Source organism: Microbacterium sp. IEGM 1404 (genome assembly GCF_030056775.1).
Classification (GTDB): domain Bacteria; phylum Actinomycetota; class Actinomycetes; order Actinomycetales; family Microbacteriaceae; genus Microbacterium.
Window position 1 is genome coordinate 635,001 of the sequence record NZ_JASHKP010000002.1, and the last position, 14,747, is coordinate 649,747.

9 protein-coding genes are annotated in these 14,747 nt (G+C 70.2%); 5 read left to right on the plus strand and 4 right to left on the minus strand.

Annotated features, from left to right (window positions below):
• Positions 1–290: 290 nt before the first annotated feature.
• From QM517_RS08660 to QM517_RS08670, 3 genes are all read right to left on the minus strand, one after another.
• On the minus strand, positions 291–1,331 hold the full coding sequence (locus QM517_RS08660; protein WP_283286651.1) for an NAD(P)-dependent alcohol dehydrogenase: 1,041 nt from the start codon (positions 1,329–1,331) through the stop codon (positions 291–293).
• Positions 1,332–1,520: 189 nt separating this feature from the next.
• Positions 1,521–5,369 carry an RICIN domain-containing protein gene (locus tag QM517_RS08665; RefSeq protein WP_283286653.1) on the minus strand — a complete coding sequence of 1,283 codons (3,849 nt, stop codon included), beginning with the start codon at positions 5,367–5,369 and terminating at the stop codon, positions 1,521–1,523.
• Positions 5,370–5,895: 526 nt separating this feature from the next.
• Entirely contained in the window at positions 5,896–6,879 is a 984-nt protein-coding gene (locus tag QM517_RS08670; RefSeq protein WP_303655540.1) for a LacI family DNA-binding transcriptional regulator, read from the minus strand.
• Positions 6,880–7,053: 174 nt separating this feature from the next.
• Between QM517_RS08670 and QM517_RS08675 the strand changes: the two genes are divergently transcribed.
• The 5 genes from QM517_RS08675 (at position 7,054) to QM517_RS08695 (ending at position 13,664) form a co-directional block, all read left to right on the plus strand.
• Positions 7,054–7,977, plus strand: a complete 924-nt coding sequence (locus QM517_RS08675) for a carbohydrate ABC transporter permease (protein WP_278102747.1) — start codon at positions 7,054–7,056, stop codon at positions 7,975–7,977.
• On the plus strand, positions 7,974–8,909 hold the full coding sequence (locus QM517_RS08680; RefSeq protein ID WP_202400988.1) for a carbohydrate ABC transporter permease: 936 nt from the start codon (positions 7,974–7,976) through the stop codon (positions 8,907–8,909). The genes QM517_RS08675 and QM517_RS08680 overlap by 4 nt, the downstream gene beginning before the upstream one ends.
• An 82-nt stretch (positions 8,910–8,991) precedes the next feature.
• Positions 8,992–10,344 carry an ABC transporter substrate-binding protein gene (locus QM517_RS08685; protein WP_283286660.1) on the plus strand — a complete coding sequence of 451 codons (1,353 nt, stop codon included), beginning with the start codon at positions 8,992–8,994 and terminating at the stop codon, positions 10,342–10,344.
• 73 nt (positions 10,345–10,417) lie between these two features.
• Positions 10,418–11,935: an alpha-N-arabinofuranosidase gene (locus QM517_RS08690; RefSeq protein WP_283286661.1), complete on the plus strand. Its 1,518-nt coding sequence runs from the start codon at positions 10,418–10,420 to the stop codon at positions 11,933–11,935.
• 13 nt (positions 11,936–11,948) lie between these two features.
• Positions 11,949–13,664 (plus strand): glycoside hydrolase family 35 protein, encoded by a 1,716-nt coding sequence (locus tag QM517_RS08695; RefSeq protein ID WP_283286663.1) that lies wholly within the window; start codon positions 11,949–11,951, stop codon positions 13,662–13,664.
• A gap of 126 nt (positions 13,665–13,790) precedes the next feature.
• On the opposite strand, the gene QM517_RS08700 is transcribed toward QM517_RS08695, so the two are convergent.
• Entirely contained in the window at positions 13,791–14,747 is a 957-nt protein-coding gene (locus QM517_RS08700; protein WP_283286664.1) for a LacI family DNA-binding transcriptional regulator, read from the minus strand.

Consider the following 14,747-nt stretch of genomic DNA (forward strand, 5'->3'; position numbering starts at 1 on the left):
CGGCGCGGCCGCTGGCTCGTGCGGGGCCGACGGTTGCGGCGGCGGCGGGGCGTGGCAGCTGCGGCGGCGGTGCCAGCGGCTGCGGCGGCTGCGGCGGCGGGGCGCGGCATCCATAAACACGATCCGCGCGCATAAACGCGGTGACAGCGCGTTTATGCGCGCAGATCGCGTTTATGCCTGGGGTCGGCGGGATGCCGCGTCCCCGGCGCTCCGGAGAACGGCAGACCGCGCGGGCCGGACATGCCGCGGCCCCGGCGCTCCGGAGAACGTCGGGGCCGTGGCATCCGGGATCAGGCGAAGGTCGCGGCGTCGATGACGAAGCGGTAGCGCACGTCGCTCTTGAGCACGCGCTCGTAGGCCTCATTGATCTTGTCGGCCGAGATGAGCTCGATCTCGGGCGCGATGCCGTTCTCGGCGCAGAAGTCGAGCATCTCCTGGGTCTCGCGGATGCCGCCGATGCCCGAGCCCGCGAACGAGCGGCGGTTGGCGAACAGGGTGAAGACCTCGATGGGCAGCGGCTCGGGCGGGGCTCCGACGTTGACCATCGTGCCGTTGCGGGCGAGCAGTCCCAGGTACTTCTTGAGCTCGAGCGGGGCGCTGACGGTGTTGACGATGAGGTCGAACGTGTTCTTCAGCGTCGAGAACGTCTCGTCGTCCTTCGTCGCGTAGTAGTGGTCGGCGCCCATCGCGAGGCCGTCGTCCTTCTTGCTGAGGGTCTGCGACAGCACGGTGACCTCGGCACCCATGGCGTGGGCGATCTTGACGGCCATGTGGCCGAGCCCGCCGAGGCCGACGATCGCGACCTTCTTGCCGGGACCGGCGTTCCAGTGGTTCAGCGGCGAGTAGGTGGTGATGCCGGCGCACAGCAGCGGCGCCGCCTTCTCGTACGGGATCGACTCCGGCACGCGCAGCACGAAGTCCTCGTCGACGACGATCTTCTCGCTGTAGCCGCCCTGGGTGATCGTGCCGTCGACGTCCTTCGCGCCGTACGTGCCGATGTTGCCCTTGAGGCAGTACTGCTCCTCGCCGGCCAGGCAGTTCTCGCACTCGCGGCAGGAGTTGACCATGCAGCCGACGCCGACACGGTCACCCACCTTGTGCTTCGTGACGTCGGCGCCGACCTCGGCGACCGTGCCGACGATCTCGTGGCCGACGGTCAGCGGGTAGGGCACCTCGCCCCACTCACCACGGATGGTGTGGATGTCGGAGTGGCAGATGCCGGCGTAGGCGATGTCGATCAGGACGTCCTTCGGGCCGACATCGCGGCGCTCGATGGTCGTCGGTTCAAGGGGCGAGGTCGCGGACGACGCCGCGTAGGCGTTGACGTGCATGGGTCTCCTCGGGGAGGGGGAATCGAACTGGTCAATCATTCCGCGCCGCCGGGCGGGTGAGGGCGGGGTTGCACGTATGTGCGTTTCGGATAAGCGGATGCCGAGGGCGCCCACCCCCGAGTCCCGCTCGAACGACGCGGCCGCGCCGACGCCCGAAGGCGATCGACGCGGCCGCGTGATCTCGAAGGGTCAGCCCTCGGTCGAGCCCGCCCCGCGGCGCCGGCGCCAGAGAACCAGGCCGCCGAGGAGGAGCAGCAGACCGGCACCGGCCCCGAGGACGGCGATGCCTTCCGACTGCAGACCCGTCGTCGCGAGGTCGCGCGCCGAGGAGCTCGTGGACGAGCTCGTCGACGAACCGCTCGAGCCCGAACCGGTCGACGATCCCGAACCGGTGTTTCCCGTGCCCGAACCGCTTCCGCCGGTGCCGGAGCCGTTCCCGCTCCCCGGCCCGTCGCCGCCGCCGGTGCCCGGGTCGACCGGGGCGGCTGCGGGGACGATGGCCGCGGAGCGTGCCGATCCGGCAGTGAAGCCCTCGGCGGACGCCGTGACCTCGACGGAGATCTCCCGACCCTCGTCGGCGGCGGTCAGCGCGTAGGCGTCGGCCGTGGCATCCGGGATCGGTGAACCGTCGCGCAGCCACACGAACGTCTGCGCGGCGTCGGCGGGATCGGTCGTCGCCGTCGCCCGCACCGTCGAACCGACGCGCGGCTCACCCGCGAGGGTCGGCGTGTCGACCCCCACCGTGCGCTCGATCGTCACGGTGTAGGTCTGCTCGGTGCCGTCGGGGGCGGTGACCCGCACGGACCCGGTGTCTCCGGCAGCGCGGGCCGCCTCGGACCCTGCACCCGGCTGCGCGATCTGGACCGTGGCATCCTCGTCGACCGCGACCGCGTGCAGTTCCGGCCACGCGGACCCCGTCGACGCGACGGTGTACTCGAACGTCTTCGGGTCGAAACCGGCGACGGGCGCGTCACCCACGGTCAGCCGCGCGAGATCGGCGATGCCCGCGGGCGACGCGGAAGCCGCGTAGATCGACACTTCCGAGACGATCATGTGCGTCTGCGAGCGGGCGTTCAACACGACCCTCACCTCGTCGGCCGTACCCGTCACCGGCATGTCGACCAGGGGCGCACCGCCGGACGGCGTCGGCACGGTGATGAGTTCGCCCTGCACCCATTCGCCGCCGCTCACCCGGTGATCGACGCGCATCGTCGCCGGCCAGCTCAGGCTGCCGCCGTCCTTGTAGAACTGCACCGCGACGTGCGTCAGCGTCTCGCGCTTTGCCAGCACGTAGCTGAGGGTGTCCTGGTCGTTCTTGGTGCCGCCCCGCCAGTTCGACCACCCCTTGTCGGTGGTGATGCCGTTGATGGTGTTGACGACGGGGTAGCCCGACTCGGTGTAGGTCGCCGAGGGCGCGCTCTGCGGGGCGACGTTGTTCTCCGCCGCCGTCGTGACGATGACCGTCAGCTTCGCGTCGAGACGCTCGCCGGCGGGGCCCGTCGCGACACCGGTCACCGTGACGGTTCCCGGCGCGGCGAACGCGGCGTCGGTCACGTCGCCCCACGTCCACTCCACCGGCACCCAGTAGCCGCCGCCCGAGGGCGTCAGCTCGGCCTGGACGTCGCGGTCGGCGAGTCCCTTCACGACATCCAGGGCGCTGCCCGCCGGAACCGTCACCGACGCCGGACGCGTCGCGGTGAACGCACCGACTTCGACCGTCGCCGTGGCCTCGAACTCCGTGCCGAAGAGATCGGTACCCGTGCCGCGCACCTGCACCGTGCCGGGGCGCGACAAGTCCACGCCGTCGAGCTGCCAGGTGACGTCAGCGGCGCGCAGCGTTTTGCCCGCGTAGCGGATGACGGCCTTGGCCGGCAGCTGCGGGGTGACGTCGACCGCGGTGGCCACCGACACGGGCTCCGTGCCCAGGATGCTCGTCGTCGCGATGCGCCACTGCTGGTTGCCACCGCCGTTGGACGTCCACAGCCCCACGGTCGCGCCGGGGGTCGTGCTGGCCTGATTCACGTCGAGGACGCGCTCGGCGGCCACGTTCAGCAGCGAGTAGTACTCACCGTCCGTGGTCGACGCCATCCACTGCGTCGCAGGGTTGCTCGCGGCCGCGGCGGGATCGGCGTCGACGAGGGCGGTACCCCCGTTGTCGGATGCCAGGAACTGGCCCGATCCGTTCTGGAGCGTGAAGCGGTGGCGGTTGGTGCCCTCGCCGTCGATGGTGCGCACGGTCCAGGTCTGCGCGCGGGCGGCGTCGGCCGTCGTCGCGCTGGGGCGGATCGCCAGCCCCGACGAGGCGTCGAGGGTGAGACCGCTCTGCACCCCGGAGAGCTGCACCTTCTCACCGTCGCGGAACGCGGCGGCATCCTGCGAGACGCCCGAGACGCCGTCGATGACGAACGTCGTGACCGACTTCGCCGGGACGGTCACCGTGGCGGTCTTGGATGCCGCGTCCACGGCGACCTTCGCGCCCTCCTGCAGCGCGTTGACCGTCGGCTGATCGACCGTCGACTGGGTGGTCACGATCGGGGTGACCGTGGCACCGGGGGCGATCGTGCCGAAGTCGCTCAGGTCGATCTGCACGGTCTTCTCGGACGTGTCGGAGTTGACGTGCACGATCGTCGCACCCTGACCGTCGGCGTCGATGGCCGCCGTGGACTGGGCGTTGTCGGTGGACATCAGGCGGTCGCCCGGGTGGATGTAGTGCGTGAAGTTCCGGACGGTGTTGTACTTCTCGTTGGTCAGCACCTTGCACGAGGGGTCGGCTTCACCGTCGGCGATGCGACGGAGCGACTTACCCTCGGCGTTGCAGTCGAAGTCGATGTAGACGCTGCCCCAGTTGAGGTTCTCGACCTTCTGCATGTTGTACAGGTCTTCCACGGGCTGCCAGAACACCCAAGCGGTCGGCTCGAGCTCGCGGAGGTCGCCGACGATGTGCTCGGCCATTCCGATGCCGTTGTTGATGTCGTTGGTCGTGAAGCCACCGGCGGTCCAGTTGCCCTCGACCTCGCTCATCCACAGGGGCTTGTCGGCGGCCTTGGCGATGTCGCGCACGACCTGGCGTCCGCCGGTGCCGTACGTGTGGACGTTGAGCTGGTCGACGAGGCTCTTCGACTGGGCCGACCACGTGTTCCAGTTCGTGGCGAAGATCCCGGGGTTCGTCTCGTCCATCGCCGAGATGACGGCGTCGGTGGTGGTGCTCGGCTGCGCGAGGCGGGCCGCGAGCGCCTTGACCATGGCATCCTGCGCCTGCGGGCCGATGTGCGCACCCTCCTGGCGCCCGCCGGTGGGCCACTGGGCGCCGTTGGGGATCTGCGTCTGCCAGTAGTTCGTGTTCGGCTCGTTGAACGGGTCGATCGTGTCGAAGGTGATGCCGTGCGCCTTCTCGAGCTCGTCGACGACGTTCACGAGGTAGCCGGCGAACTTGTCCATGTCGGCGGGAGCGAGCTGCTCGCTCGTGGCGTTGTTGATGCCGCCGGAGACGTAGCCGCTCTGGGTGAGGAAGTAAGGCGGGGAGTTGCTGAACGCCTCCCAGTGGGTGACCTTGCCCTTGAGCGCGTCGATCCACCACCGCTGGGCCGAGTCGGCGTCGAAGTCGTACGCGTTCGGGTCGTCGGGGTTCCACGCGGCCTTGTACCGGTTGCGGTCGGCGTAGTTCGAGGTGATCGCCCCCTGGGAGTCGGTGGCGCCGAGGTCAGGGTTCCAGAACCCGGGGACCGCACCGCCGGGCCGCAGGTACGCCGGCACGTCGGAAGCGTTGCCGCCGCCGATGTTGTAGCGGGCGATGTTGAGGTTGAGGCCGTCCTCGCCGAACACGGCGTCGAAGAGCTTCTGACGCACATCCGCGGGGTAGTTGCCGGTGGCGTTCGCGAACCACACCAGGCTCGTGCCCCATCCCTCGAAGGGCTCCGCCGCCGAGGCGGGGTTGGGGGTGATGCGCACCGTGGCGGTGGGCGCGGCAGCGGCGGGCGCTGCGGCGGTGGCGGTCGTCGCCGCGATCCCGCCGGCGGCCAGGGCGACAGCACAGGTCATCGACAACAGTCGAGCTGACTTCATCGTCATTCCGATCCGACCGCATCGGCGCGGTCTCGTGGGTGGAGATGTTGACGTCAACATGTTGACGTCAACATCGAACCTAGCGGAGGAGGGGACCGCGGCACAACGTCCGGCACGGGCATACCTCAGCCCTCAGCCCGCTCCCGAGCGGAGGAGATTCGACGCAGGGAGGACGGATGCCACGGCTTCGGTCCTCCGCCCGGCGAGTCCCCTCCGCTCCGCACGGCGAGCCGCGGGCACACAGCTCCACTCCCCCGACCACCGCCCCGTCGCGCGCACCCTCCACGCGACCGTGTCAGCGCGGGGATCGAGCGGAGGAGATTCGGCGGAGGGAGGACGGATGCCACGGCTTCGGTCCTCCGCCCGGCGAATTCCCTCCGCTCCGCACGGCGAGCCGCGGGGGCACACAGCCGCACCGGCGCAGCGAGCCGCGGGCGCACAGCTCCACTCGGTGCGCGAGCCGCGGGCGCACAGCGCGCCGGCCCGCGCCCGCACCGCGGGCTCAGGCGCGCGGGCCGGAGCTGTCGCGCACCACGAGGGAGGTGGGGACCAGCGTGCGCGCGTGCTCTCCGCCGGCGCCCTCGATGTCGGCGATCAGGGCGCTCATCGCCTCTTCGCCGACACGCTCGAAGCGCTGTCGCACGGTCGTCAACGGGGGCCAGAAGTTCGCCGACTCGGGCATGTCGTCGTACCCGACGACGCTGACGTCACCGGGGACCGCGCGTCCGGCCTCGTGCAGCGCCCGGATGACCCCGAGCGCCATCTGGTCGTTGGCCGCGAAGACGGCCGTCACGCTCGGATCTTCCGCGAGCGTCGCACCGATGCGGTGCCCCGACTCGGCGGTCCAGTCGCCGATCTGCAGCGGCGGCACGCGGCATCCGCGTTCCTCGAGGGCGGCGCGCCACGCGTCGCGGCGGCGCTCGGCGGCGAAGGACTCGGGCGGACCCGACACGTGCCAGACGGTCTCGTGGCCGAGGTCGAGCAGGTGCTCGGTGGCCAGGCGCGCCCCCTGCGCCTGGTCGTTGTCGACGACGGCGTAGGGGTAGTCGGCGCTGGAGTCGACGACGACGACCGGCAGCCCCGAGGGGATGGACAGTTCGTTCTCGCCGAGGCGGTGCGTCTCGATGAGGATCACGATCCCGTCCACGGCGTGCTCGTGGAGCCGGAGGAAGGCACCCGACACGTCGGACTGCGAGGCGGACTGCACCGTGATGAGGGTGATGGAGTACCCGGATGCCGCGGCCACCGACGCGAGCGCATCGAGCGTGCGGGTGTTGCCGTAGGAACTCAGCGAGAACATGATCACGCCGATGCTGCGGAAGCGTCCGGAGCGCAGGGCCCGTGCGGCGCTGTTCGGTCGGTAGCCGAGGGAAGCCATCGCGTCGAGCACGCGGCGACGCGTGTCAGGATCGACGTTGGAGCGGTCGTTCGCCACGCGCGACACCGTCTGCCCCGAGACCCCCGCCGCCGCAGCGACATCGGCCATCGACACCTCGCGGCGCCGTGCGCGGCCCCCCGCCGCGGCCGACACCGTCGTCGTCTCGCTCACGTCTGCCTCCTCGGGTGTTGACGTTGACATGCTAACGGGGTGGGAGCTATGTTTACGTCAACATCGCGGCGACCCGCCCGCGTTGCGCACCAATGAAGAGGCATCCGGACGATGACGACCACCGCGGCACCCCCGCCCGCTCTGCGCCCCCCGCGCCGTAAGCGACGCGCCCGTATCGACGACCGCGGCTGGCTGTTCGTCGCCCCGTTCGCCATCGTGTTCGCGCTGGTCTTCCTCGCGCCCCTCGCGTACTCGCTCTACCTCAGCGTCTTCCGCGACCAGCTGGTCGGCGGCAACGCGTTCGTCGGCTTCGCCAACTACATCGCCGTCTTCGGCGACGGGAAGTTCTGGGACGGACTCGGCCGCGTCTCGCTCTTCCTCGTCGTGCAGGTGCCCGTCATGCTCCTCCTGGCGCTCGCGGCCGCCCTCGCGATCGACAGCGCGCGCCTGCACGCCGCCGGCTTCTACCGCATCGTGATCTTCCTCCCCTACGCCGTCCCGGCTGTCGTCGCGGTGCTCATGTGGGGGTACATCTACGGAGATCAGTTCGGCCTCACCCGCAACCTCAACGACCTTCTCGGCGGAACCTTCGTGCAGCCGTTCGTGCCCGAGTGGATGCTGGTCTCGATCGGCAACATCGTCACGTGGCAGTTCGTCGGCTACAACATGCTGATCTTCTACTCCTCGCTGAAGACGATCCCCGGCGAACTGTACGAAGCGGCATCCATCGACGGCGCCGGAGCGTGGCGCACGATCTTCTCGATCAAGATCCCCGCGGTGCGCGGCGCGGTCGTCATCGCGACGATCTTCTCGATCATCGGCAGCTTCCAGCTCTTCAACGAGCCCAACATCCTCAAGCCCCTCGCGCCGAACACCATCACGACGTTCTTCACGCCGAACATGTACGCCTACAACCTCTCGTTCGCCGGCCAGCAGTACAACTACGCGGCCACGGTCGCCATCATCATGGGCGTCATCACCGCCGTCATCGCCTACGTCGTGCAGCTGCGCGGCTCACGTCAGGAGGCGCGATGACCACCGCGACCGCACCCCGCACCGACACCGTGGCCGTGACCACCTCCCGCTCGCGCTCGCGCCGCGGCTTCGCCCGCACCTCGCCGACCCAGAGCAAGAAGTCGATCGTCCTCAGCATCGTCATGGCGCTGTACCTCCTGTACACGCTGGTGCCGCTGTTCTGGCTCGTCATCAACGCGACCAAGACCCAGCCCGACCTGTTCTCGACGTTCGGTCTGTGGTTCGGCGACAGCTTCGCCCTGGGCGACAACATCGTCCAGACGCTGACCTACCGCGACGGGATCTTCCTGCGCTGGCTCGGCAACACCCTGCTGTACGTCGTCGTCGGCGCCGGAGGGGCGACCCTGCTGGCGACCCTGGCCGGCTACGGCCTGGCCAAGTACAACTTCCGCGGGCGCAAGGCCGTGTTCGCCGTCGTGCTCGGCGCCATCGCGGTGCCGGGAACGGCCCTCGCCGTGCCGACCTTCCTGCTCTTCAGCCAGCTCGGTCTCACGAACACCCCCTGGGCGATCATCATCCCGTCGCTCATCAGCCCGTTCGGCCTGTACCTCATCTGGGTGTACGCGACGGATGCCATCCCCACCGAGCTGCTGGAGGCCGCCCGGATGGACGGGGCGGGCGAGTTCCGCACGTTCTTCACCATCTCGATCCGGCTCCTCACGCCGGGCATCGTGACGGTGCTGCTGTTCGCGGTCGTCGCGACCTGGAACAACTACTTCCTCCCGCTCATCATGCTCAGCGACCCGGCCTGGTACCCCCTGACCGTCGGCCTGAACCAGTGGAACGCGCAGGCGACCGGCGTCGGCGCCCAGCCGATCTACAACCTCGTGATCACCGGCGCGCTCCTCTCGATCATCCCGATCGTCGCCGCGTTCCTCGTCCTGCAGCGCTTCTGGCAGTCCGGTCTGAGTGCCGGAAGCGTCAAGCAGTGATCCTCGACTCCCTCCCGAACCCGGAGCGTCCTGCCCCGGAATCCCGCAACACAATCCACAACAACGAAGTGAAGGAATCCCGATGACATTCATGCGCAAGGGCACCGCCGTGCGGCGGACCGTCTTCGCTCTGGCGGCCACCGCGCTCACGGTGGGCGCGCTGACCGCCTGCTCCGGCGGCAGCACGGGCGGCGGCAGCAACGGCGGCAGTGCCGACGACATCGAGAAGGCGCTCCAGGAGGGTGGCGAGATCACGTACTGGTCGTGGACGCCCTCGGCCGAAGCGCAGGTCGCGGCCTTCCAGAAGAAGTACCCGAACGTGAAGGTCAACCTCGTCAACGCGGGCACCAACACCGAGGAGTACACCAAGCTCCAGAACGCGATCAAGGCCGGCTCGGGCGCCCCCGACGTCGTGCAGATCGAGTACTACGCCTTCCCGCAGTTCGCCCTGTCGGACTCGCTGCTCGACCTCGCGCCGTACGGCTTCGGCGACCTCGAGAGCGCCTACGCGACCGGCCCGTGGGGTGCGGTCGACTTCGACGGCAAGATCTACGGCCTGCCGCAGGACTCTGGCCCCATGGCGCTGTTCTACAACAAGTCCGTCTTCGACGAGTACGGCATCGCCGTCCCGACGACGTGGGACGAGTACTACGCGGCCGCGCAGAAGCTGCACGCCGCCGACCCGACCAAGTACATCACCGCCGACACCGGCGACTCGGGCTTCACCACCAGCATGATCTGGCAGGCCGGCGGCACCCCGTTCAAGGCCGACGGCACGAACGTCACGATCGACCTGCAGGATGCCGGCTCGAAGAAGTTCGCCGACAACTGGAACCGCCTCATCGACGGCGGCCTGCTCTCGGACACCCCGAGCTGGAGCGACGAGTGGTTCAAGGGCCTCGGTGACGGCTCGATCGCCTCGCTCGTCATCGGCGCCTGGATGCCGGGCGTCCTCGAGTCGTCCGTGAAGGACGGCGCGGGCAAGTGGGCCGTCGCCCCGATCCCGACGTACGACGGCAAGGCCGCGACGGCCGAGAACGGCGGCGGCGGACAGGCCGTGACCAAGCAGAGCAAGAACCCGGCTCTGGCCGCGGGCTTCCTCAAGTGGCTGAACAACGACGACGAGAGCCTCACGATCTTCGCGGAGTCAGGCGGCTTCCCCTCGACCACGGCGCAGCTGAGCGACCCCGCCTTCGTCGACAAGAAGTCGGACTACTTCGGCGGCCAGCAGATCAACCAGGTCCTCACCCAGGCGTCGAGCGACGTCGTGAAGGGCTGGAGCTACCTGCCCTTCCAGGTGTACGCCAACAGCATCTTCGGCGACACCGTGGGCCAGGCCTACGCCACCAAGGGCGACCTGAACGAGGGTCTGTCGACGTGGCAGGACCAGCTGGTCCAGTACGGCAACGACCAGGGCTTCAGCGTCAACAAGTAAGCCGATGAGCGGGGGCGGGTCGCGCGCACGAGCGAGCGACCCGCCCCTTCCCTTCCCGCTCCAGGAGAGCCGCATGACCTCCCCCACCCGCATCACGCTGGACCCCCGCCGCCCCGGAGCCGAGGTTCCGCGCCGCCTGTTCGGCACGTTCGTCGAGCACATGGGCCGCTGCGTGTACGACGGCATCCATTCGCCCGGACACGCCAGCGCCGACGGGTCCGGCTTCCGCGCCGACGTGCTCGCCCTGGTGCGCGAGCTCGGTGCGACGGTCGTGCGCTATCCCGGCGGCAACTTCGTCTCGGGCTACCGCTGGGAGGACGGCGTGGGACCGCGCGCCGACCGTCCGGTGCGACTGGATGCCGCGTGGCACAGCACCGAGACCAACCAGGTGGGTCTGCACGAGTTCGCCGAGTGGGCGGATGCCGCGGGGCTCGAGGTCATGGAGGCCGTGAACCTCGGCACGCGCGGCGTCGCGGAGGCCGCCGACCTGCTCGAGTACGCCAACCACCCCGCCGGCACCGCGCTGAGCGATCGCCGCCGCGCGAACGGGCGCGACGAGCCCTTCGGCATCCGCCTGTGGTGCCTCGGCAACGAGATGGACGGCCCGTGGCAGATCGGGCACAAGACCGCCGACGAGTACGGGCGCCTCGCCGCCGAGACCGCGCGCATGATGCGGTTCATCGATCCCGCCGTCGAGCTCGTGGCCGCGGGCAGCTCCAACCACGAGATGCCCACGTTCGGCGACTGGGAGCGCACCGTGCTGCGGCACACCGCGGGCCTCGTCGATCACATCTCGGTGCACGCGTACTACGAGGAAGACCCCACCGACCCGCAGAGCTTCCTCGCCAGCGGCGCGGCTCTCGACCGCTACATCGGCGAGGTCGTCGACATCATCGACGAGGTCGACGCCCGCACCCCCGACGGCGCCCCGGTCGGAATCAGCGTCGACGAATGGAACGTCTGGAACCAGACGCGCTGGAACCAGGTCGACAAGCCCCGCGTCTTCACGGGTGACTGGCCGATCGCACCGCGCCTCATCGAGGACGACTACACCGTCACCGACGCCGTCGTCGTCGGATCGCTCCTCATCACGCTGCTGCGCCGCGCGGACCGCGTCTCGATGGCGAACCTCGCGCAGCTCGTCAACGTCATCGCCCCCATCCGCACCGAGCCCGGCGGCGGGCCCGCGTGGCGGCAGACGACGTTCCACCCCTTCCGCCTCACGGCCGAGGCCGCGACCGGGCGGGTCGTCCCCCTCGAGGTCGACGGCGAACGCATCCCCACCGCCCGCCACGGCGAGGTCGACGCGGTGGACGCGATCGCCACCGTCGACGGCGACACCGCCCACGTCTTCCTCGCCCATCGCTCGCTCGACAGCGCGACCGAGGTCGAGCTCGAGCTCGGGGCCGTGGCATCCGCCGAGGCCGTCGTCATCACCATCCCCGAGGGCGGCGACCGCGACACCACGAATTCCGCCGACGCCGAACCGGTGGCTCCGGCGGACCTGGCCGTCGACGTGGTGGACGGCATCCTGCGCTTCACCCTCCCCCCGCTCGCGTGGGCCCGCGTGCGCGTCCAGCTGGCCTCCTGACCCGAGAGAGAACGTGACCACCTTCACCATCGGCGAGACCGATTTCCTCCTGGACGGCGAACCGTTCCAGGTCATCTCTGGGACTCTGCACTACTTCCGCATCCACCCCGAGCACTGGGCCGACCGCATCCGCACGGCCAAGGCGATGGGCCTCAACACCATCGAGACCTACGTCGCGTGGAACGCGCACGAGCCGGTGCGGGGCGAATGGGATGCCACGGGCTGGAACGACCTCGGACGCTTCCTCGACCTCGTGGCCGCCGAGGGGCTGCACGCGATCGTGCGTCCGGGCCCCTACATCTGCGCCGAGTGGCACAACGGCGGGCTCCCCGTGTGGCTGACGTCCACGCCGGGCATCGGCCTGCGCCGCTCGGAGCCGCAGTATCTCGCCGCCGTCACGGAGTACCTCGAGCGCGTATACGAGATCGTCGTGCCGCGGCAGATCGACCGCGGCGGCAACGTCGTGCTCGTGCAGATCGAGAACGAGTACGGCGCCTACGGCTCCGACAAGGACTACCTGCGCGAACTCGTGCGGATCACCCGCGACGCCGGGATCACCGTGCCGCTGACGACCGTCGACCAGCCGATGCCGTGGATGCTCGAGAACGGCAGTCTTCCCGAGCTGCACCTCACCGGCTCGTTCGGCTCTCGTTCGGCCGAGCGCCTCGCGACCCTGCGCGAGCACCAGCCCACCGGTCCGCTCATGTGCTCGGAGTTCTGGGACGGCTGGTTCGACTGGTGGGGCAGCATCCACCACACGACCGACCCCGCCGCCTCCGCCCACGACCTCGACGTGCTGCTCGCGGCGGGCGCGTCCGTGAACATCTACATGGTCCACGGCGGCACGAACTTCGGCACGACGAACGGCGCGAACGACAAGGGCCGCTTCGACCCCATCGTCACCTCGTACGACTACGACGCCCCCATCGACGAGGCGGGGCACCCGACCGCGAAGTTCCACGCCTTCCGCGACGTGATCGCGAAGTACGCCCCGGTGCCCGACCTCGAGCCCGCGCCGCGGCCGGATGCGCCGGTGTTCGAGGTGCCGCTCTCGGGCGAGGGCGAGTGGATGCCGGCATCCACCGGTTCCGCCTCGGACGCCCCCGCGACGTTCGAGGAGCTCGGACACCTCGGGCCCCTCGTCCGGTACGACGTCGACCTTCCCGCGAACGCTCCCGCCGTGCTCGCGTTCGGCGAGGTCCGCGACCTCGCCTGGGTGCACGTCGACGGCAGGTTCGTCGGGCGCCTCTCCCGCACGCTGCACGAGCGCGCGCTCGCGATCCCCGCGGGCTCGCGCCTCACGGTGCTCGTCGAAGACCAGGGTCGCGTGAACTACGGCCACCGGCTCGGTGAGGAGAAAGGCCTGATCGGCGACGCGACGCTCGACGGCGCCCCGCTGACCGGCTGGACGGCGACGCCGATCGACCTCGCCGCCGCCGCCGGTGCCGGCGCCGGGACCCTCGGCCGCGCGCTGCTCCGCGGCACGTTCGAGATCGACGCGGCCACCGACCTGTTCCTCGACACCTCGGCGTGGGGCAAGGGCTTCGCCTTCGTCAACGGCTTCTTCCTCGGCCGGTACTGGCGGAACGTTCCGCAGGAGACGCTGTACGTCCCCGCACCGGTCCTGCGTGCGGGCGCGAACGAGATCGTCGTGCTCGAACTGGAGCAGGTCGTCGCGCCGGTCGCGCGCTTCGTCGCGCAGCCGTCGTTGGGACAGCTCGAGGAGTAGACCGCGTCGGCGTCCTGCCCGGTTTGGGGCGTGTTCTTGCGTTTGGGGCGTGAATACGACGCCCCAAACAGCGAAATGCGCCCCAAACCCGGCAATGGCGGGGGCAGGGGCGGGGGCGGCGAGAACTCAGCGCGCGCTGTCGCGGACGACGAGGGGCGCCGGCACCGTCTCGGCGACGTGCGTGCCGCCCTCGATCGCGGCGACGAGGGCCTCGACGGTCCGCGCACCAAGGGCGTCGAAATCCTGGCGCACGGTCGTGAGGGGCGGGCGGTACTCGGCGGCATCCACGATGTCGTCGAATCCGACGACCGCCACATCCTCGGGGACGCGACGACCGGCGTCGGCGAACGCGCGCAGCGCGCCGAGCGCCATCTGGTCGTTCGCCACGAACACCGCCGTCGCATCGGTCAAGGCCGAGACGGCGGCGTGACCGGATGCCGATGTCCAGTCGCCGCGCACGGGCTCGGGCACGCGCCGACCGGCGTCGGCGAGCGTGGCACGCCAGGCCCGCTCGCGCTCAGCCGCGGCGAAGGAACGCGCGGGACCCGCGACGTGGTGCACCGTGTCGTGGCCGAGCCCGAGCAGGTGCTCGACGGCCGCGCGGGCGCCACCGGCGTGGTCGGTCTGGACGATCGAGAAGCGCTCGTCGGGCGGTGAGTCGACGACGACGAGGTGAAGATCCGCCGGCGGGGCGTCACGCACCAGCTCGGTCGCCTCGTTGAGCACCACGGCACCGTCGACCCCCTGCGAGCGCAGGCGGGCGAAGGCCTCCCGGATGCCGCGCTCCCCCACCGTGACCACGGCGAGGGCGTAGTCGCGCGCGGCGGCCGCCTCGGAGATCGCCTGCAGCATGCGGGAGTTGCCGACGGATGCCAGCGTCGACACGACCAGCCCGATCGTGGAGGTCTGCCCGGTACGGAGTGCGCGCGCGGCGCGGTGCATGCGGTAGCCGAGGTCACCCATCGCCTTCTCGACGCGGGCGCGGGTGGTGGGATCGACCCGGGGACTGCCGTTCGCGACGCGCGAGACCGTCTGGGCCGAAACCCCGGCCGCCGCGGCCACGTCGGCCATCGATACGCGCAT